The sequence below is a fragment of the Pantoea sp. SORGH_AS_0659 genome (assembly GCF_031453915.1).
Taxonomy (GTDB): Bacteria; Pseudomonadota; Gammaproteobacteria; order Enterobacterales; family Enterobacteriaceae; genus Pantoea; species Pantoea leporis.
The window spans coordinates 2,988,754-3,007,120 of sequence record NZ_JAVJAK010000001.1 but is presented as its reverse complement, the minus strand read 5'-3'; the positions used below and the strand labels follow the sequence as shown (position 1 = coordinate 3,007,120).

The following is an 18,367-nucleotide window of genomic DNA, read 5'->3' as shown; positions in this document are numbered from 1 at the left end:
CAAACAGGCAGGCATATTCCCTAACAGCGCGATTCTGAACTGTTACGCGTACTTCACCGTAATCGACGCACTGGCCAGCGCATGGAAATGCACATTAAAGCCAACCATCGCGCCGCTCGCGCCTTCATCCACGTCAATTTTATCCGTATCCAGCGCATGCACCGTAAAGATGTAGCGATGGGATTCGCCCTGCGGTGGCGCTGCGCCGCCGTAGCCGGTTTGGCCAAAATCGGTACGCGTCTGAATGGCGCTCTCCGGCAAGTCCGCCACGCCGGAACCGGCACCCTGCGGCAACACGGTAACGTCAGCCGGAATGTTCGCTACCACCCAATGCCACCAGCCGGAACCGGTAGGCGCGTCAGGATCGTAGCAGGTGACAACAAAGCTTTTTGTGCCTGCCGGTACATCATCCCACGCCAGATGCGGTGACAGATTGTCGCCCTGGTAACCCATGCCATTGAAAACGTGTCGCTCTGGCATCTTATCGCCGTCGTTAAAATCCTGGCTAACTACGCGCATGATCGCTCCTTTTATGGTTGTGCAGAACCCTCAATCATGGTGGAAATGCGCCGCAACATCCAGTGCCGCACCGACCGCTTGCGTCAGTTTCGTCAGTTCGGCGGCAGAAATCAGATAAGGTGGCATCAGGTAGATCAAGCGCCCAAACGGACGAATCCACACGCCGCGTTCAACGAAGAAGTGCTGCAGCGCCGCCATGTTCACGGCCTGATGGGTTTCGATCACGCCAATCGCACCCAGCACGCGCGCATCGGCCACTGCATGATGACGGCGCAGCGGCAGCAGCTCGGTGCGCAGCTGCTGTTCGATGCGCGCCACCTGCGTTATCCAGCCGCCTTCATTGATCATCTTCAGACTTTCCACCGCCACCGCGCAGGCCAGCGGATTGCCCATAAAAGTAGGGCCGTGCATAAAGCAGCCCGCTGCGCTGCGGCTAATGGTGTCGGCGACTTCACGCGTGGTCAGCGTGGCGGAGAGCGTCATGGTGCCGCCGGTCAGCGCTTTGCCCAGGCAGAGAATGTCCGGCGTGATACCCGCATGGTCGCAGGCAAATAGCTTGCCGCTGCGGCCAAATCCGGTGGCGATCTCATCGGCAATCAGCAGCAAACCGTAGCGATCGCACAGCTCGCGCACCTGCTGCAGATAGCGCGGATGGTAGAAACGCATCCCGCCAGCGCCTTGCACAATCGGCTCCAGAATCACCGCCGCAATCTCCCGATGGTGGATTTCCACCAGCTGCGCAAAATCGGCGAAATCGGCCTCGTTCCACGCGTCATCGAAAGCGCACTGCGGCGCGTTAGCGAACAGATGTTCCGGCAGATAGCCGCGCCACAGGCTGTGCATCGAATTTTCCGGATCGCACACCGACATCGCGGCAAAGGTATCACCGTGATAGCCGCGCTTCAGCGTAAGGAATTTCTGTCGCGTTTGGTTGCGTCCCAGCCAGTATTGCAGCGCCATTTTCATCGACACTTCGACAGCGATTGAACCCGAATCGGCGAGGAACACGCACTCCAGCGCCTCAGGCGTCATGGCAACCAGCTGGCGGCTCAGTTCCACCGCCGCCGGATGGGTGATGCCGCCAAACATCACATGCGACATCTGCGTCATTTGCTGCTGCAGCGCCTGATTGAGACGCGGATGGTTGTAGCCGTGGATTGCCGCCCACCACGACGACATGCCGTCCACCAGTTCACGTCCGTCGGCCAACTGCAGCTGGCAGCCGTGCGCCGCCACAATCGGATAACAGGGCAGGGGATCGCGCATCGACGTGTAGGGATGCCAGATATGCTGGCGGTCAAAGTTGAGGTCGTCCTGAGTGAACATGTGAGTTGTAAACCATTTTAAAAAGATTTAGTTTACAAGTATAACCACGTTAATCGTCGGGATGAACCCCCTTTTTCTGGAGTAAGCAATGGCAAACCGCTGGACACTGACACAAGCTCAGGCACTTTTCGATAAACCTTTCCTTGAGTTGATGTTTGAAGCGCAGCAAGTGCATCGTCAACACTTCGATCCACGCCAGGTGCAGGTCAGCACGCTGCTATCAATCAAAACCGGCGCCTGTCCGGAAGACTGTAAATACTGTCCGCAGAGCGCGCGCTACAAAACCGGGCTGGAATCGGAACGTCTGATGGAAGTGGACGCGGTGCTGGAGTCGGCGCGCAAAGCCAAAGCGGCGGGATCGAGCCGTTTCTGTATGGGCGCCGCGTGGAAAAACCCGCACGAGCGCGACATGCCTTACCTTCAGCAGATGGTGCAAGGCGTGAAAGCGATGGGCATGGAAACCTGCATGACGCTTGGCACGCTGGATGGCGACCAGGCGCAGCGCCTCGCCGAAGCGGGACTGGATTTCTACAACCACAACCTCGACACCTCGCCAGAGTTTTACGGCAACATCATCACCACGCGCAGCTATCAGGAACGTCTGGATACGCTGGATAAAGTGCGCGGCGCGGGCATCAAGGTGTGTTCCGGCGGCATTGTGGGTCTGGGTGAAACGGTGAAAGATCGTGCGGGCTTGCTGGTGCAGCTGGCGAATCTGCCGACGCCGCCCGAAAGCGTACCGATCAACATGTTGGTGAAGGTCAAAGGCACGCCGCTGGCCGATAACGACGATGTTGAACCCTTCGACTTTATTCGCACCATCGCGGTGGCGCGCATCATGATGCCCTCGTCGCATGTGCGTCTTTCTGCCGGACGCGAGCAGATGAGCGAGCAAACGCAGGCGATGTGCTTTATGGCCGGCGCTAACTCCATCTTCTACGGCTGCAAACTGCTTACCACGCCAAATCCGGAAGAGGACAAGGATCTGATTCTGTTCCGCAAACTGGGCCTGAATCCGGAGCACACCGCGACAACGGCGGGTGACAATGAGCAGCAGCATCAGCTCAGCGAGCAGCTGCTGCACGCGGATACCGAGCAGTTCTACAACGCGGCGGTGTAAATGGGCTGGTCACAACGTATCGACGAGGCGCTGACGGCGCGGCGTGCCGCGGATGGCTGGCGTTTACGGCGTCGCGTTGAGCACAACAGCGTGCGGGAAAATTACGCTGGAGGGTCAGCGTTATCGTCACTTCTCCAGCAACGACTATCTTGGCTTGAGCCAGCATCCGGCGGTAATTGCCGCGTGGCAGCAGGGCGCGGCCGAGACGGGTGCTGGCGCGGGTGCATCCGGGCATGTGACCGGCTACAGCCGCCACCATGCGCAGCTCGAAGCGGAGCTGGCGGACTGGCTGGGCTATTCGCGCGCGCTGCTGTTTATTTCGGGGTTTGCCGCCAATCAGGCGGTGATCCATCTGCTGGCGGAAAAGCAGGATCGCATCTTCGCCGATAAGCTGGCGCACGCTTCACTGCTGGATGCCGCCAGCCACAGCCCGGCGAGCCTGCGCCGTTTTGCCCATAACCAGCCGGAAAGCCTGGCGAAGCTGCTGGCAACGCCGTCGGAAGGCGGCACGCTGGTGGTGACCGAAGGCGTGTTCAGCATGGACGGCGACAGCGCTCCGCTAACACAGATCGCCGCAGAGACGCGGCGCGGCAACGGCTGGCTGCTGGTGGATGATGCGCACGGTATCGGCATGACCGGCGCGCAAGGGCGCGGCAGCTGCTGGCATCAGCAGGTCAAACCGGAACTGCTGATCGTTACCTTCGGCAAAGGGTTTGGCGTCAGCGGCGCGGCGCTGCTGTGCGATGACGCCACCGCTGATTACGTCGAGCAGTTTTCCCGCCATCTGATCTACTCCACCGCGATGCCACCGGCGCAGTGCTATGCGCTGCTGGCGGCACTGAGGCAGATTCAGCAAGGTGATGCGCTGCGCGAAAAACTGCACAGCCACATTGCGCGTTTCCGCGCCGCTGCGGCGGATTTGCCGTGGCAGCTGGTCGATTCTGCGAGCGCCATCCAGCCGCTGATCGTTGGCGAAAACAGCGCGGCAATGGCGTTGTCGCAGCGGCTGGCGCAGGCCGGCTGTTGGGTCAGTGCGATTCGGCCACCAACCGTGCCGCCGGGCACCGCGCGGCTACGCATCACGCTTACCGCTGCACATCACACCGATGACATTGATCGTTTGCTGGAGGCGCTGTATGACGCTGCAGGTTAACAAACAGGCCGTGGCGCAGGCTTTTGGTCGTGCGGCTGCCCATTACGAGCAACACGCGCAGTTACAGCGGCTGAGCGGCGATGCGCTGCTGGCGCTGGCGCCCGCTGGTTTTGGTCCGCACCTGCTGGATGCCGGGTGCGGTACCGGCTGGTATAGCCGCTACTGGCGCGATCGCGGGCGCACGCTGACGGCGCTCGATCTGTCGCCCAACATGCTGCAAACCGCGCGCGATCAGCAATCGGCGCAGCACTATCTGTTGGGCGATATCGATGCGGTACCGCTGCCGGACGCCAGCGTTGACGGCGTGTGGAGCAATCTGGCGGTGCAGTGGAGCAGCGACTTGCATACTGCGCTGCTGCAGTTTTTGCGCGTCACGCGGCCGGGCGGCACGGTGCTGTTTTCCACGCTGCTCGACGGTTCGCTGCACGAAGTGCATCACGCGTGGGCGCAGCGGGATGGTCGCCGGCACGCCAACCGTTTCCTCAGCGCTGCCCAGTTTCATGCGGCCACCGCGACGCTGCCGATCGCTGCGCAGCAGCAGGTTATCACCCTGCATTTTCCCAGTGCGCTCAGCGCTATGCGATCGCTGAAAGGCATTGGGGCCACGCACCTGCACGATGGTCGCGGCGCCAGCGTGCTAACGCGTTCCCAACTGGCACAGCTTGAGCAGCGCTGGCCGCAGGACGAGTCCGGTTATCGCCTGAGTTATCACCTGATGTATGGAGTTTTAAGCAAATGACACGCTGGTTTATTACCGGAACCGATACCGAAGTGGGCAAAACCGTGGCCAGCGGCGCGCTGCTGCAGGCGGCAAGCGCCGCCGGTTTACGCACCGCAGGCTATAAGCCGGTGGCATCCGGCTGCGAAATCACGCCGCAAGGCATTCGCAACAGCGACGCGCTGGCGTTGCAGCGCTACAGCACCTTGTCGTTAAGCTACGAGCAGGTGAACCCGCTGGCGTTTGTCGAGCCGACCTCGCCGCATATCATCAGCGCGGAAGAGGGCAGGCCGATTAGCTTTGCCACGCTGTCAGCGGGCTTGCGCGCGCTGGAGCAGCAGGCAGAATGGGTGTTAGTCGAAGGCGCAGGCGGGTGGTTTACGCCGCTGTCGGAGACGAAAACTTACGCCGATTGGGTGGAAGCCGAGCAGCTGCCGGTGATTCTGGTGGTGGGTGTGAAGTTAGGCTGCATCAATCATGCCATGCTCACCGCCGAAGCGGTTAAAGCGCGCGGATTGCGCCTTGCGGGCTGGATTGCCAATGATATTCAGCCGCCGGGCAAACGCCATCAGGAGTATATGGCTACGCTGCGTCAGCGCATTGATGCGCCGTTCCTCGGTGAGATTCCGCACCTGCGCGATGAGGCGCAGCAGGCCGAGTGCGGGCGTTATTTGACGTTGCCGCAATAAATAACCCGGGTCGCCATTCACGGCGACCTGGCTACATCTTCACCTTGCGGTCAGCCACTTATTCACCGTCAAATCATCCAGCTGCGCCACTTTGCCGTGCGCCACATTGCGTCCGCGATGCAGCAGCAGGAAATAATCGGCGACGCGGCGGACAAACGAGACGTGCTGCTCAAGCAGCAGAATGGTTAAACCATACTCACGGTTTAACCGACGAATCAGATTGCCCATCTCCTCTTCCAGCCACGGCGACATCCCTTCTGTCGGCTCATCCAGAATCACCAGCTTGGGTTGCAGCACCAGCGCACGCGCCAGGGCCAAATGTTGTTGCTGTTCCATTGGCAACTCGCCGCTGCGCTGATGGCGCAATGAATAGAGTGCCGGGAACAGGTCAAACACCATTTCCGGAATGGCACGGCTACGATCGTCCTGTGCCGCCATCAGGGCGATCAGCAGGTTGTCCTCCACGCTCATTTGCGAGAAAATATGCCTTCCTTGCGGCACATAACCAATGCCGGTGCGCGCGCGCAGTTCGGCCGGTTGCAACAGTAAATCTTCCGGCGGCGCGCCATCTTCCTGCCAGGTCATTGAGCCACTGTTAATTGGCAGGCGGCCCATAATGCAGTTCACCAACGTGGTTTTGCCCATGCCGGGACTGCCCAGCACGCCGGTACAGGTGCCCGGCGGCAGATCGAGATCGACATCCCACAGAATGTGATTTTGACCGTAAAACTGATTCACCGAACGTAAACTCAGCATCTGACATACTCCTTCCAGATTATTAGCCTGAATGCTCCCGCTCTGTGTCGTCTGGCATACAGTCGTGCACGATTGATGGACACCGCTGTCGTCGGCAAGCGCCGATATGGACTCGTCACTCCATAGTGCTAACACTGCAATTCCCAGGCCAGTTTAGGAATTCAGGCGCATCTACGGCGGAAACCTGACAAATCAGCGGCTAAAAGTTGAGAAACGCTTAACAATTGCCAGCGGTGATAAACCGACTGCACTTTGACGGTGCTGACTGCTTAACGTTTCTGGTGCATTTGATCGTTCGTAAGGCAATAACCGGAGAAATAAATGGCCTTAACGCCTGACTTTTCGCCGGGCACGGGAAGGTAAAGCCGGAAAAAGGGGGGTAATGCGACACGCACGGCGGGAAAAATAAATGCGAAAAATTTTTTTTTCACGCTTAAGAATGGGCGGGAGAAAATTATACACAGCTGATGGGCTCGGGGCTGGATTCACTTATCCACCATTACTGTGGATAACCTTGTGCATTAGCGACTGAAAACCGTGTGGAAGCGAGTAAATTCGCGGCCTTCCTACATTATGATGAGAAACTGGGCTTTTGAGTCAAAGTGAATTAAAACAGCAGGTTAGTTAAAATCAAGCATGCGAATTATCTGCCTTGTCATCGGACTGCAATTTAATGACACTCTATTGACAAATGTTAAAAGCATCCTCCGCCTGGGGATAACATTGCGCAACAACAACTTGCCGCCTGCCGCTTAAATTGCACTGAAGAGAATCGCCGTCAGGTGCCATTATCGTGCAAGGTTACTGTGATTATGTCCAGTATTTTTTTCTGGCAAATTCGCCATAGCAGAGTAGAATTAGCAGCCTGCCCGCCGACTTCATCTGCTGGAACCGCTAAAACATGAGCAAAGTCTTTAAACTCAACTCCGCTTTCAAGCCTTCAGGGGATCAACCTGAGGCGATTCGCCGTCTCGAAGAGGGACTGGAAGATGGACTCGCGCATCAAACGCTGTTGGGCGTGACCGGCTCAGGTAAAACCTTTACCGTGGCGAATGTGATTGCCGACCTCAACCGCCCGACGATGGTGCTGGCGCCAAATAAAACCCTGGCGGCGCAGCTCTACGGGGAGATGAAGGAGTTCTTCCCGGATAACGCGGTGGAGTTTTTCGTCTCATATTACGATTACTATCAGCCTGAAGCCTATGTGCCGAGTTCTGACACCTTTATCGAAAAAGATGCCTCGGTGAATGAGCACATTGAGCAGATGCGTCTGTCGGCGACCAAAGCGCTGCTGGAGCGCCGTGATGTCATCGTCGTGGCCTCGGTTTCGGCGATCTACGGTTTGGGCGATCCCGATCTCTACCTGAAAATGATGCTGCATCTGACGCGCGGCATGATTATCGATCAGCGCAGCATTTTGCGTCGTCTGGCGGAGCTGCAGTACAGCCGCAACGATCAGGCCTTCCAGCGCGGCACCTTCCGCGTGCGCGGCGAAGTGATTGATGTGTTCCCGGCGGAATCGGACGACATTGCGCTGCGTATTGAGCTGTTTGATGAAGAAGTTGAGCGGCTGTCGCTGTTTGATCCGCTCACCGGGCAGATTGATTCGGTGATCCCGCGCTTTACCGTCTATCCGAAAACGCACTATGTGACGCCGCGTGAGCGCATTCTTAAGGCGATGGAAGAGATCAAAGATGAGCTGGTGGTGCGCCGCAAAGTGCTGCTGGAGAACAATAAGTTGCTGGAAGAGCAGCGTATTTCCCAGCGTACGCAGTTCGATCTCGAGATGATGAACGAGTTGGGTTACTGCTCCGGCATCGAAAACTACTCGCGCTATCTCTCCGGGCGCGGACCGGGCGAGCCGCCGCCGACCTTGTTCGACTATTTACCGGCGGATGGCTTGCTGGTGGTCGACGAATCGCACGTCACCATTCCGCAGATTGGCGGCATGTATCGTGGTGACCGCGCGCGTAAAGAGACGCTGGTGGAGTACGGTTTCCGCCTGCCGTCGGCGCTGGATAACCGTCCGATGAAGTTTGAAGAGTTTGAAGCAGCCGCTCCGCAAACCATTTACGTGTCGGCCACGCCGGGCAATTACGAGCTGGAAAAATCGGGTGGCGAAGTGATCGATCAGCTGGTGCGTCCAACCGGCCTGCTGGATCCGATTCTGGAAGTACGGCCGGTGGCGACGCAGGTTGACGATTTGCTGTCGGAAATCCGCAAGCGTGTTGAGATTAACGAGCGCGTGCTGGTGACTGTGCTGACCAAGCGTATGGCGGAAGATCTTACCGAATACCTGGTGGAGCACGGCGAGAAGGTGCGCTATCTGCACTCGGATATCGATACTGTGGAACGTATGGAGATCATCCGCGATTTACGTCTTGGCGAATTTGATGTGCTGGTTGGCATCAACTTGCTGCGAGAAGGTCTGGATATGCCGGAAGTGTCGCTGGTGGCGATTCTTGATGCTGATAAAGAGGGCTTCCTGCGTTCGGAGCGTTCGCTGATACAGACCATTGGTCGCGCCGCGCGTAACATCAATGGCCGGGCGATTCTCTACGCCGATAAAATCACGCCGTCGATGGAGCGCGCGATGGGCGAAACCGAGCGTCGTCGAGAGAAGCAGCAGAAATACAACGAAGAGAATGGCATTACGCCGCAAGGGCTCAACAAGAAGATCACCGATATTCTTGAGCTCGGCAAAAACGTAGTGAAAACGCGCGGTAAAGGCAAAACCGCCTCACGCACCGCAGCAGAAGCGGAAGCCAACTATATGGCGCTTACGCCGCAGGCGATGCAGAAGAAGATTCACGAGCTGGAAGGGCAGATGCAGCAGCACGCGCAGAATCTGGAGTTTGAAGAGGCTGCCAGCGTGCGCGATCAGTTACATCAATTGCGCGAGCTGTTTATTGCGGCTTCGTGATCGTGGTATCCAGGTCGCCATGAATGACGACCCTACAGGAATTCAGCGTGGTTTTCGTAGGGTGCGCATTCATGCGCGCCTGGAAATTAAACGGCCTGAATCGCGTGTTCCAGCGCGATGCGCAGCAGCTGGCGGTCATGGCGATATTTGATGTCGGCGGCCTCCAGCGGTTCGCGAATAATTAAACGCTCTTCCACGCCGCGAATATCGGCGGCCGGACTCACCACCACCGCATCAATCACCCGCTTGCCAATCGCTTTCTCCATAATCGCCAACTTGTCGGCCACATTCAGGCTAGCCGCCGCTGGGCTCAGTTCGCGGCCCAGATTGCCGATAAACACCATGGTGGCAGGCGTACGGCGCAGCGCGCGCGCCATCTCTTCCATCAGCAGAATCGGCATCAGGCTGGTGTAGAAGCTGCCTGGGCCAATCAGAATCAAATCCGCTTCGCCAATCGCCTCGATGGCTTCACGGGTTGGCAATACATTCGGATGTAACATCAACTCTTGGGGCGGCTGCTTCATCTCATCAATTGCCGTTTCGCCGTACACCATATTGCCTTCGCCATCCTGCGCCACCAGATCGACCGGCTGTTCCGACATCGGGATCAGAAACGCATCGACCTTGAGCAGATTGCGGATGATGTTGATGGCTTCCAGCGGGCGCACGCTGAGATGATCAAGCGCCTTCAGCATCAGGTTGCCCAGATTATGCCCGGACAGCTCGCCATTGCCGGTGAAGCGATACTCAAACATCGCGGTGGCGACGCTCGGTTCGGTGATCAACTGATTGATGCAGTTACGCATATCGCCCCACGCAATGCCGCCTTCCGAGCGGCGAATGCGGCCGGTGGATCCGCCGTTATCGGTGGTGGTGACGATGCCGGTCAGGCGCGAACCTAACGGTGCCAGCGCCGACATCACGCGACCCAAACCGTGTCCGCCACCTAATGCCACTACGCGATCCAAATCTGCCAGGGTTCGATTCATGTTTCTCCTTTGTCACTGACGTCCTCGCGTTGAGGCGTAGTTGAACTGATGTGCATCAATATCTGTGGTGCATTTTACCGTATCCTGTCGCGAAAATGCGGTGAAAAAACGTTATGCATCAAGATATATAGCGAAAATCACTCATGGATGCTAACCGTTAATCGCGCTACCATTCGTTTTAACCGTGTTGTCCATAATGACAACAAACTCCCAAGCCTGGTTTCCTAAGTCGTTATCGATATGGAAGCCAGGCCGCAGCCTTGAGCTGCCAGGGTGCAGAAAGAAATGACTGCATCTCCCGACTTTGGAAAGGTGTTCAGGTGCCACAATTTACAGATGCCTATGCGCGCAGCTTTTACTATCTGCGCCTGTCGGTCACGGATGTGTGTAACTTCCGTTGTACCTACTGTTTGCCGAACGGCTATAAGCCGAACGGTACGCACAATAAAAGTTTTCTCTCGCTGGATGAGATTCGTCGCGTGACGCGTGCCTTTGCGGCGGCGGGCACGGAAAAAGTGCGCCTGACGGGCGGCGAACCCTCCATGCGGCGTGATTTTACCGACATCATCGCTGCAGTGCGTGAAAACGCCGCCATTCGCCAGATCGCGATGACCACCAACGGTTATCGCATGGCGCGTGACGTACATGCCTGGCGCGCTGCCGGTCTCACCCATATCAACGTCAGCGTCGATAGCCTCGACGCACGCCAGTTTCACGCCATTACTGGCCAGGACAAATTTGCCGAGGTGATGGCGGGAATCGACGCCGCCTTTGATGCCGGTTTCGAGAAAGTGAAAGTCAACAGCGTGCTGATGCGCGATGTGAACAGCCACAGCCTCAGCACCTTCCTTGAGTGGCTGCGCCTGCGACCGATTCAACTGCGCTTTATCGAACTAATGGAAACCGGCGAAGGCAGCGATCTGTTCCGCCGTCATCACATCTCCGGTGAAGTGATCCGCGACCAGCTGATCCTGCAAGGCTGGCAACGCCAGCCGCGCGGCCGCAGCGACGGTCCGGCGCAGGTGTTCCGTCATCCCGATTATCAGGGCGAAGTCGGCCTGATCATGCCGTACGAGAAAGATTTCTGTGCCAGCTGCAACCGCCTGCGCGTCTCGGCGCTGGGCAATCTGCATCTGTGCCTGTTTGGTGACGGCGGCGTGTCGCTGCGCGATCTGCTGGCCTCTGACGATCAGCAAGACGAGTTGCAGGCGCGCATTGCGCACAGCCTTGGACAGAAAAAGCAGACGCATTTCCTGCATCAGGGCAATACCGGCATCACGCAAAATCTCTCCTTTATTGGTGGCTAAACACAGGAGTTACGGCCATGGGTAAACCTTCCGGCGAATTTGTCGCCTTAAATGTGGCGGTGAATGACCGTCTCGGATAGCCGCGATGCCAGCAATGACACATCGGGCGATTATCTGCGTGAAGCGCTGGCGGAAGCCGGGCATCAGGTGGTTGATCGCGCGATTGTGCCAGATAACCGCTATCGCATTCGCGCCACGGTATCGCGCTGGATTGCCAGCGACGATGTGCAAGTGGTGATCGTTAACGGCGGCACCGGTTTCAATAGCAAAAACAGCACGCCAGAAGCGTTGCTGCCGCTACTGGACCGCGAAATCGAAGGCTTTGGCGAGCTGTTCCGCATGATCTCCTATGAAGAGATCGGCAGCTCAACGCTGCAGTCACGCGCGGTGGCTGGATTAGCCAATCAGACACTGATTTTTGCCGTGCCGGGATCGACCAACGCCTGCCGCAGCGCCTGGGAACGCATTATCGAAGATCAGCTGGATGCGCGTACGCGTCCGTGTAATTTCGTCTCACATTTGAAGAAGTTGTAAGTATGTCATCGTTAACTCATATCAATGCCGCTGGCGAAGCCCACATGGTGGATGTCTCAGGTAAAACCGAAACGGTGCGCGAAGCGCAGGCCGAAGCGCTGGTGCTGATGAGCGCCGAAACGCTGCAGATGATTATTGACGGCAGCCATCACAAAGGCGACGTGTTCGCCACCGCACGCATCGCCGGTATTCAGGCGGCGAAACGCACCTGGGAACTGATTCCGCTCTGTCATCCGCTGATGCTGAGCAAGGTGGAAGTTACCTTGCTGGCGGAACCGCAGCATAATCGCGTGCGCGTCACCTCACTCTGTCGTCTCACCGGTAAAACCGGCGTTGAGATGGAAGCGTTGACGGCGGCGTCCGTTGCAGCGCTGACCATCTATGACATGTGCAAAGCGGTGCAAAAAGACATCGTCATCGACCAGCTGCGTTTGCTGACTAAAAGCGGCGGCAAATCCGGCGACTTCAGGGCGGTGAGCCATGATTAAGGTGCTGTTTTTTGCTCAGGTGCGGGAATTAACCGGCACCGCTTCACTGGATTTGCAGCCTGACTACGCCGATGTCGCCACGCTGCGCGCGGCGTTAGCGGAAAAGGGCGATCGCTGGGCGCTGGCGCTGGAATCCGGCAAGCTGCTGGCGGCGGTAAACCAAACGCTGGTGCCGATGAGTCATCCGCTGCGTGCGGGTGATGAAGTGGCCTTTTTCCCGCCGGTTACCGGAGGCTGATGATGGAAACGCGGATTCGTGTGGGTTCAGAGCCGTTCAACGTCGGCGAAGAGTACGAAAAACTCGCCGCCCATGACAGCGACGGCGCGGTCGTCACCTTCACCGGCAAAGTGCGCAATCACAATCTCGGTGCCAGCGTGGCGGCCTTGACGCTGGAGCACTATCCCGGCATGACGGAAAAAGCGCTGGGGGAGATCGTAGAAGACGCGCGTCAGCGCTGGGCGCTGCAGCAGGTTACGGTGATCCATCGCGTTGGCGAACTGTTTCCCGGCGATGAGATCGTGTTTGTGGGCGTCAGCAGCGCGCATCGCGGCAGCGCATTCGCCGCCACCGAGTTCATCATGGATTACCTGAAAACCCGCGCGCCGTTCTGGAAGCGTGAAGCCACCGCCGCAGGCGACCGCTGGGTTGATGCCCGTGATAGCGATCATCAGGCCGCTGAGCGCTGGAGCTAGCGCGCAAAATCCTCCCGCTCCGATAGCGGCAGGCCACTGAAAACGTTAAGGTACGGTTTTTTATTGGCGTCAGGGAGCAGGATGAACACGAGCAAGATGATTAAAGGCGCAGCTTTGCTGGCTGCGCTGGTGCTGGCCGGTTGTAGCACGAAAAAAGAGCCGCAGGCGCCCGCGCGTCAGCCCGCCGATGTAAAAAGCCAAATCCAGCAGTTGTTGCCCAGCGACGTGAAACAGAAATCCGCCTGGGCCGACGATATCTATACCGCGTTCCGCGTGCAGCAAATTGATGTCAGCGTCAGCAACCTCTGCGCGGTGATTGCCGTCACCGATCAGGAGTCTAACTTCAGCGCCGATGCGGTGGTGCCGGGTTTACCGAAAATCGCCTGGGGCGAGATTGATCGCCGCGCTGCCAAAGTGCATGTGCCGGCATTTCTGGTGCGCACCGCACTGCTGATCAAATCACCGAATGGCGAAAGCTATGCCGCGCGTCTGGATAAGGTACGCAGCGAGAAAGAGCTGAGCGCCATTTTTGATGATTTCATCGATATGGTGCCGATGGGGCAGAAGCTGTTCGGCAACCTCAACCCAATTCATACCGGCGGGCCGATGCAGGTCAGCATTGCGTTTGCGGAAGCGCACGCCAAAGGCTATCCGTATGCGGTTGACGGCTCGATTCGTCGTGAAGTCTTCACTCGTCGCGGTGGTATCTACTTCGGCACGCTGCATCTGCTTGGCTACCCGGCCGATTACAGCCAGCCGCTGTATCGCTTTGCCGACTTCAACGCCGGTTGGTACGCCAGCCGCAACGCCGCATTTCAGGCGGCCATCGCGCGCGCCAGCGGCATCAAGCTGGCACTGGACGGCGACCTCATCGTCTATGGCAGCGATCAGGCCGGTTCCACCGAACTGGCGGTGCGCAGCCTGAGCAAGCAGCTGGATATGAGCAATCGCGAAATCCGCCGCGATCTGGAGAAGGGCGACACTGAAGATTTTGCTAACAGCACGCTGTGGAAGCAGACCTTTATCCTCGCCGATAAGATGGCCGGAAAACGTCTGCCGCGCGAAATGCTGCCGGGCATAAAGCTGGAGAGCCCGAAAATCACCCGCAATCTCACCACCGCGTGGTTTGCTCAGCGCGTAAATGGCCGCTATCAACAGTGCTTGACGCGCCGTTGACGCAAACGGGTGTACACTCCACACTTACAGAGTATGTTAACGTAACCGCTAATGAGGCGCTTCATGGATCGATATCCACGTAATGATTCAATCGTGCAGCAGGCATCCACCTCGCTGCAGACCTACATGGCGCAGGTGTATGGCTGGATGACCTGCGGCTTGCTGCTCACCGCGTTTGTTTCGTGGTTTGCTGCCCGCACACCTGCAGTAATGGAACTGGTGTTTGCTAACCGCATCACTTTCTTCGGCTTGATCATCGCGCAGTTAGCGCTGGTGTTTGTGTTGTCTGGCATGGTGCATCGGCTGAGCGGCGCGGTCGCCACCGCACTGTTTATGCTCTATTCGGCGCTAACCGGATTAACCATGGCGAGTATTTTCCTCGTTTACACCTACTCATCCATCGCCAGCACCTTCTTCGTGACGGCCGGGATGTTCGGTGCCATGAGCTTCTACGGTTACACCACTAAGCGCGACCTGAGCCGTTTTGGCAGCCTGCTGTTTATGGCGCTGATCGGTATTTTGCTGGCGTCACTGGTGAACTTCTGGCTGAAAAGTCCGGCGCTGATGTGGGCGATTACCTATATCGGCGTGGTGGTGTTTGTTGGCTTAACCGCCTATGACACGCAGAGGCTGAAGGCGATTGGCGAGAATATCAACGTCAATGACAAAGAGAACCTGCGTCGCGCCTCAATCATGGGTGCGTTAACGCTGTATCTCGACTTCATCAACCTGTTCCTGATGCTGCTGCGCATCTTCGGCAACCGCCGCTAAACCACGCACCAAACTGTCCCCTTTCCCGCCTGCGGGAGAGGGGAACTCCGCACAAACTCACCGCGATACCGATTTCTCCATCTTCTGCTCATTCTTCTGCCGTAAATGCTTCGCGCGGCTCTCCAGCCACAAATAGAGCACCAGCGCCACCAACAGCGGCAGAATAAAATAGAGCACGCGATAAGCCAGCAGCGCTGCAATAATGGTGCCGTGCGAGGCGTGTTGCCCACTGAGCAGCGCCAAAAATACCGCTTCCAGCACGCCAATCCCGGCCGGGATGTGAATGATCACACCGGCGATACTGCTGATCAGCAACACGCCTAACACAATCGGATAATCCACCTGACGCGCCAGCAGTAGCCAGATAATCATGCCCATCACCATCCAGTTGGCGCAGGAGACCGCAAACTGGAACAGCGCCATGCGCAGTGAAGGCAGCTGCAGATGCTGGCCTTTAACCGTCCAGCGGCGCTTCTTCGCGAAGGCGCAAGCCCACAAGTAGACCGCCACCATCACCAGCAGCACCGCGCCAATGATGCGCAGCGTGGTTTCACCAATGAACCAACCGGAGGGAATCGGCACCATGCCCGCCGCAAACACCACGCCGGCCAGCAGAATATAGCCTAGCCAGTTGGTGGCGATGCTCAGCGAGAAAATGCGCGTAATGGTATTGCCCGGCAAACCGAGTCTTGAGTAGAGCCGATAGCGCATCGCCACGCCGCCAACCCAGGTGCTGAGCGTCAGGTTGAAGGCATAACAGATAAACGACACCAGCATCACCTGGCGCTTCGCCAGCTTATGGCCGCAGTAGGCTCGTCCAATCAGGTCGTACAAGCCATAGGTCAGATAACTCACCACCACCAGTGCAGCAGCGCTTAGCACCACATAGCGGTTATAGCCGACGATCACCGTATAGACGTCTTCCCAGTTCACCTTGCGCGCATACACCACCAGCAGCACAATCACCGCAATAAAAAACAGCCAGGTGAGGATTTTCTTCGCCAGTTGCCAGCGCGGATTCTTTTTCGACATTAGGATTTTGCTCCTGAATTATCGGCTTCAACCCGATCCTGAGTTTCCATTTCGGGTTGTACGGGGGGAGCAACTTGCGACAAGTGTGGCGTGTGCGCAGGCAACCATCCGGCAATAGCCGGGAAGTGACGTAAAAAGTGGAACACAATTACGCCCTTGGTGAGCTGCCACCAGTTGCGCGGCGGCAGCTTGTCATCCTCCACGCGCACGCAGTCCTGCTGAATCAGCAGTTCCAGATTGTCGCGCAGCGTCTGGTTGAAAGCGCGATCGTGCACCATCAAATTGGCTTCCAGATTGAGTGATAAACTCAGCGGATCGAGGTTGCTGGAGCCGACGGTGGACCACTGCTGATCCTGTACCGCTATTTTGCCGTGCAGCGGGCGGCGGCAATATTCATACACTTCCACACCGCCATCGACCAGGTAGTTGTACAGCAACTCGGCACCGACTTTGACGATCGGCATATCGGGCTCGCCCTGCACAATCAGCCTGACGCGCACGCCGCGCTGAGCCGCGCTGCGCATTTCGCGCAGCAGACGATAGCCGGGGAAGAAGTAGGCGTTGGCGATGATCACATCCTTCTGTGCCTTGCGCAGCATGGCGAGATAGTGCTGTTCGATGTCGTCGCGGTGTTCGTCGTTATCGCGATAGACAAACAGTACCTGCGCTTCACCGGGCATGGCGTTGACCGCCGGGCGATGGGAGCGCGCACCCCACCAGCGCCGCGTGTGCTGTTCGCTGCCCATTTGTTGCTGCACGTATTGGGCAATATCCAGCACCACCGGGCCTTTCACCTCCACGGCATAATCCTGTTTGGCCTCTGCACCGAAATCGATGTTATGTTCAGCGGAGAAGTTGATGCCGCCGACAAAGGCGATCTGTTCATCGATCACCACGATCTTGCGGTGCAGGCGACGAAACACATTGGTGCGCATGCCGAGCACCAGCGGACGCGGATCGTAATAGATAAAGCGCACGCCCGCGGCCGTCAGGCTATCAACAAATCGGTCGGAGAGGTCTGGCGAGCCGTAGCCATCGACCATCACCTCGACTTTGACCCCGCGCTGCGCCGCCTTGAGCAGCTGTTCGTGCAGATCGTTGCCGACTTCGTCCTCAAACAGGATGAAGGTTTCCAGCAGCAGCGTGCGCTCGGCGCGTTGGATCGCGCCTGATACGCGCGGGAAAAACTGGTCACCATTTTCTAACAGACGGAGCTGATTACCGTCGCGCCAATTGAAACTCATAGGAAAATCTCCACCGCTAACGGCGCATGATCGGACAGGTGAGACCAGGGTTTAACCGGCAGCGCCCACGGCTTACTCACCGTAGCGTTGCGGATGTAGATACGATCTAGCCGTAACAGCGGAAAACGCGCCGGGAAGGTGCGGGCAGGGCGGCCGGTTTTGATGCTGAACACTTCCTCTAAGCCCACCGCGCGTTTGAGAAAGCGATTGGCGCTGACCTGCCAGTCATTAAAATCACCGGCCACCACCAAAGGCGCATCGGGCGGCAGCGTATCGATAAAGTCGCACATCATCTTCATCTGCGCCTGGCGATGTTTCTCCTTCAGACCGAGATGTACGCAGAACACATGCAGCGGTTCCGCCCGATCCGGCAGGCGGATTTGGCAGTGCAACATGCCGCGTTTTTCACTTCCGGCGACGGAAATATCGCGGTTTTCATATTCAACGATGGGAAAGCGTGACAATATCGCGTTCCCGTGATGTCCCTCGGGATAAACCGCGTTGCGGCCATAGGCAAAATCGTTCCACATGGTATCGGCCAGAAATTCGTAATGGGAGGTTTCCGGCCAGTTTTCAATGTGCAGCGAATGGATGGCGTGGGTACCCATTACCTCTTGCAGGAAGACGATATCCGCCGATGTGGCGCGAACAGCATCACGCAATTCCGGCAGGATAAAGCGGCGATTAAAGCTGGTGAAACCCTTGTGGGTATTGATCGTCAGGACTTTAAATGAAAATCCTTGCGTATTTTGTGGCATACTTCGACGCGCTCCTTTTCATCATCAACAGCACAAAGTGTAGTCTTTGTCACAAATGGATGGTGTTAAGGGCAGAAAATTAGGGCGTAATCCGAAATTTGCTTTACATTGAGGACGTTCGTCTGGCCTCCAGCCAGATACACTTGGGCGACCTGTTGGGTCTGCCAGGAG

Annotated in this window: 17 protein-coding genes, 2 pseudogenes and 1 riboswitch; of the genes and pseudogenes, 12 read left to right on the top strand and 7 right to left on the bottom strand. The window is 57.5% G+C overall.

Going from position 1 to position 18,367, the window contains the following annotated elements:
* Positions 1-42: 42 nt before the first annotated feature.
* Entirely contained in the window at positions 43-519 is a 477-nt protein-coding gene (locus tag Q3H59_RS14160) for a kinase inhibitor (protein WP_101763187.1), read from the bottom strand.
* Positions 520-549: 30 nt separating this feature from the next.
* Positions 550-1,845: an adenosylmethionine--8-amino-7-oxononanoate transaminase gene (gene bioA / locus Q3H59_RS14155; protein WP_309835455.1), complete on the bottom strand. Its 1,296-nt coding sequence runs from the start codon at positions 1,843-1,845 to the stop codon at positions 550-552.
* A gap of 88 nt (positions 1,846-1,933) precedes the next feature.
* Between bioA and bioB the strand changes: the two genes are divergently transcribed.
* From bioB to bioD, 4 genes and pseudogenes are all read left to right on the top strand, one after another.
* Complete coding sequence (gene bioB, locus Q3H59_RS14150; RefSeq protein ID WP_192236606.1) at positions 1,934-2,965, top strand: biotin synthase BioB; 1,032 nt, start codon at positions 1,934-1,936, stop codon at positions 2,963-2,965.
* Positions 2,966-4,118 (top strand): annotated as a pseudogene (bioF, locus tag Q3H59_RS14145) (8-amino-7-oxononanoate synthase).
* Complete coding sequence (gene bioC, locus Q3H59_RS14140; protein ID WP_309835452.1) at positions 4,102-4,857, top strand: malonyl-ACP O-methyltransferase BioC; 756 nt, start codon at positions 4,102-4,104, stop codon at positions 4,855-4,857. Before bioF ends, bioC begins: the two are co-directional and overlap by 17 nt.
* Positions 4,854-5,525: a dethiobiotin synthase gene (gene bioD / locus Q3H59_RS14135; protein WP_309835450.1), complete on the top strand. Its 672-nt coding sequence runs from the start codon at positions 4,854-4,856 to the stop codon at positions 5,523-5,525. The genes bioC and bioD overlap by 4 nt, the downstream gene beginning before the upstream one ends.
* A 39-nt stretch (positions 5,526-5,564) precedes the next feature.
* On the opposite strand, the gene Q3H59_RS14130 is transcribed toward bioD, so the two are convergent.
* Positions 5,565-6,281: an ABC transporter ATP-binding protein gene (locus Q3H59_RS14130; protein WP_110865765.1), complete on the bottom strand. Its 717-nt coding sequence runs from the start codon at positions 6,279-6,281 to the stop codon at positions 5,565-5,567.
* A 901-nt stretch (positions 6,282-7,182) separates the two neighbouring features.
* Between Q3H59_RS14130 and uvrB the strand changes: the two genes are divergently transcribed.
* On the top strand, positions 7,183-9,204 hold the full coding sequence (gene uvrB / locus Q3H59_RS14125) for an excinuclease ABC subunit UvrB (protein WP_101763180.1): 2,022 nt from the start codon (positions 7,183-7,185) through the stop codon (positions 9,202-9,204).
* An 86-nt stretch (positions 9,205-9,290) separates the two neighbouring features.
* On the opposite strand, the gene yvcK is transcribed toward uvrB, so the two are convergent.
* Positions 9,291-10,193, bottom strand: coding sequence for a uridine diphosphate-N-acetylglucosamine-binding protein YvcK (yvcK, locus tag Q3H59_RS14120; RefSeq protein WP_309835447.1), 903 nt, complete (start codon positions 10,191-10,193; stop codon positions 9,291-9,293).
* Between the two features lie 195 nt (positions 10,194-10,388).
* Positions 10,389-10,524: riboswitch (molybdenum cofactor riboswitch) on the top strand.
* On the opposite strand from yvcK, the gene moaA reads away from it, so the two are divergent.
* The 7 genes and pseudogenes from moaA (at position 10,514) to Q3H59_RS14085 (ending at position 15,162) form a co-directional block, all read left to right on the top strand.
* Positions 10,514-11,500: a GTP 3',8-cyclase MoaA gene (moaA, locus tag Q3H59_RS14115; RefSeq protein WP_110865767.1), complete on the top strand. Its 987-nt coding sequence runs from the start codon at positions 10,514-10,516 to the stop codon at positions 11,498-11,500. It overlaps the preceding riboswitch by 11 nt.
* Positions 11,501-11,517: 17 nt before the next feature.
* Positions 11,518-12,034, top strand: a pseudogene (moaB, locus tag Q3H59_RS14110) (molybdenum cofactor biosynthesis protein B).
* A 2-nt stretch (positions 12,035-12,036) separates the two neighbouring features.
* Entirely contained in the window at positions 12,037-12,522 is a 486-nt protein-coding gene (gene moaC / locus Q3H59_RS14105) for a cyclic pyranopterin monophosphate synthase MoaC (RefSeq protein ID WP_101763176.1), read from the top strand.
* Positions 12,515-12,760 (top strand): molybdopterin synthase sulfur carrier subunit, encoded by a 246-nt coding sequence (gene moaD / locus Q3H59_RS14100; RefSeq protein WP_101763175.1) that lies wholly within the window; start codon positions 12,515-12,517, stop codon positions 12,758-12,760. The genes moaC and moaD overlap by 8 nt, the downstream gene beginning before the upstream one ends.
* A gap of 2 nt (positions 12,761-12,762) precedes the next feature.
* The gene (gene moaE, locus Q3H59_RS14095; RefSeq protein ID WP_280172881.1) at positions 12,763-13,215 is read left to right on the top strand and encodes a molybdopterin synthase catalytic subunit MoaE; all 453 of its coding nucleotides are present in this window, start codon (positions 12,763-12,765) and stop codon (positions 13,213-13,215) included.
* A gap of 81 nt (positions 13,216-13,296) precedes the next feature.
* Complete coding sequence (locus tag Q3H59_RS14090) at positions 13,297-14,391, top strand: DUF1615 domain-containing protein (protein WP_309835443.1); 1,095 nt, start codon at positions 13,297-13,299, stop codon at positions 14,389-14,391.
* 63 nt (positions 14,392-14,454) lie between these two features.
* Positions 14,455-15,162 (top strand): Bax inhibitor-1/YccA family protein, encoded by a 708-nt coding sequence (locus Q3H59_RS14085; RefSeq protein ID WP_101763172.1) that lies wholly within the window; start codon positions 14,455-14,457, stop codon positions 15,160-15,162.
* A gap of 57 nt (positions 15,163-15,219) precedes the next feature.
* Here Q3H59_RS14085 and Q3H59_RS14080 read toward each other — a convergent pair whose 3' ends face one another.
* The 3 genes from Q3H59_RS14080 to Q3H59_RS14070 are packed head-to-tail and all read right to left on the bottom strand — an operon-like array spanning position 15,220 to position 18,196.
* Entirely contained in the window at positions 15,220-16,194 is a 975-nt protein-coding gene (locus tag Q3H59_RS14080) for a lysylphosphatidylglycerol synthase domain-containing protein (protein WP_101763171.1), read from the bottom strand.
* On the bottom strand, positions 16,194-17,438 hold the full coding sequence (gene clsB / locus Q3H59_RS14075) for a cardiolipin synthase ClsB (RefSeq protein WP_137385413.1): 1,245 nt from the start codon (positions 17,436-17,438) through the stop codon (positions 16,194-16,196). The genes Q3H59_RS14080 and clsB overlap by 1 nt, the downstream gene beginning before the upstream one ends.
* Complete coding sequence (locus Q3H59_RS14070) at positions 17,435-18,196, bottom strand: endonuclease/exonuclease/phosphatase family protein (RefSeq protein WP_101763169.1); 762 nt, start codon at positions 18,194-18,196, stop codon at positions 17,435-17,437. The genes clsB and Q3H59_RS14070 overlap by 4 nt, the downstream gene beginning before the upstream one ends.
* Between the last annotated feature and the right edge of the window lie 171 nt (positions 18,197-18,367).

What these genes read in the sequence shown, in the direction of transcription:
- Q3H59_RS14160 (WP_101763187.1), bottom strand. Translation starts at nt 519, where the DNA reads ATGCGCGTAGTTAGCCAGGATTTTAACGACGGCGATAAGATGCCAGAG.
- bioA (WP_309835455.1), bottom strand. Translation starts at nt 1,845, where the DNA reads ATGTTCACTCAGGACGACCTCAACTTTGACCGCCAGCATATCTGGCAT.
- bioB (WP_192236606.1), top strand. Translation starts at nt 1,934, where the DNA reads ATGGCAAACCGCTGGACACTGACACAAGCTCAGGCACTTTTCGATAAA.
- bioC (WP_309835452.1), top strand. Translation starts at nt 4,102, where the DNA reads ATGACGCTGCAGGTTAACAAACAGGCCGTGGCGCAGGCTTTTGGTCGT.
- bioD (WP_309835450.1), top strand. Translation starts at nt 4,854, where the DNA reads ATGACACGCTGGTTTATTACCGGAACCGATACCGAAGTGGGCAAAACC.
- Q3H59_RS14130 (WP_110865765.1), bottom strand. Translation starts at nt 6,281, where the DNA reads ATGCTGAGTTTACGTTCGGTGAATCAGTTTTACGGTCAAAATCACATT.
- uvrB (WP_101763180.1), top strand. Translation starts at nt 7,183, where the DNA reads ATGAGCAAAGTCTTTAAACTCAACTCCGCTTTCAAGCCTTCAGGGGAT.
- yvcK (WP_309835447.1), bottom strand. Translation starts at nt 10,193, where the DNA reads ATGAATCGAACCCTGGCAGATTTGGATCGCGTAGTGGCATTAGGTGGC.
- moaC (WP_101763176.1), top strand. Translation starts at nt 12,037, where the DNA reads ATGTCATCGTTAACTCATATCAATGCCGCTGGCGAAGCCCACATGGTG.
- moaD (WP_101763175.1), top strand. Translation starts at nt 12,515, where the DNA reads ATGATTAAGGTGCTGTTTTTTGCTCAGGTGCGGGAATTAACCGGCACC.
- moaE (WP_280172881.1), top strand. Translation starts at nt 12,763, where the DNA reads ATGGAAACGCGGATTCGTGTGGGTTCAGAGCCGTTCAACGTCGGCGAA.
- Q3H59_RS14090 (WP_309835443.1), top strand. Translation starts at nt 13,297, where the DNA reads ATGAACACGAGCAAGATGATTAAAGGCGCAGCTTTGCTGGCTGCGCTG.
- Q3H59_RS14085 (WP_101763172.1), top strand. Translation starts at nt 14,455, where the DNA reads ATGGATCGATATCCACGTAATGATTCAATCGTGCAGCAGGCATCCACC.
- Q3H59_RS14080 (WP_101763171.1), bottom strand. Translation starts at nt 16,194, where the DNA reads ATGTCGAAAAAGAATCCGCGCTGGCAACTGGCGAAGAAAATCCTCACC.
- clsB (WP_137385413.1), bottom strand. Translation starts at nt 17,438, where the DNA reads ATGAGTTTCAATTGGCGCGACGGTAATCAGCTCCGTCTGTTAGAAAAT.
- Q3H59_RS14070 (WP_101763169.1), bottom strand. Translation starts at nt 18,196, where the DNA reads ATGCCACAAAATACGCAAGGATTTTCATTTAAAGTCCTGACGATCAAT.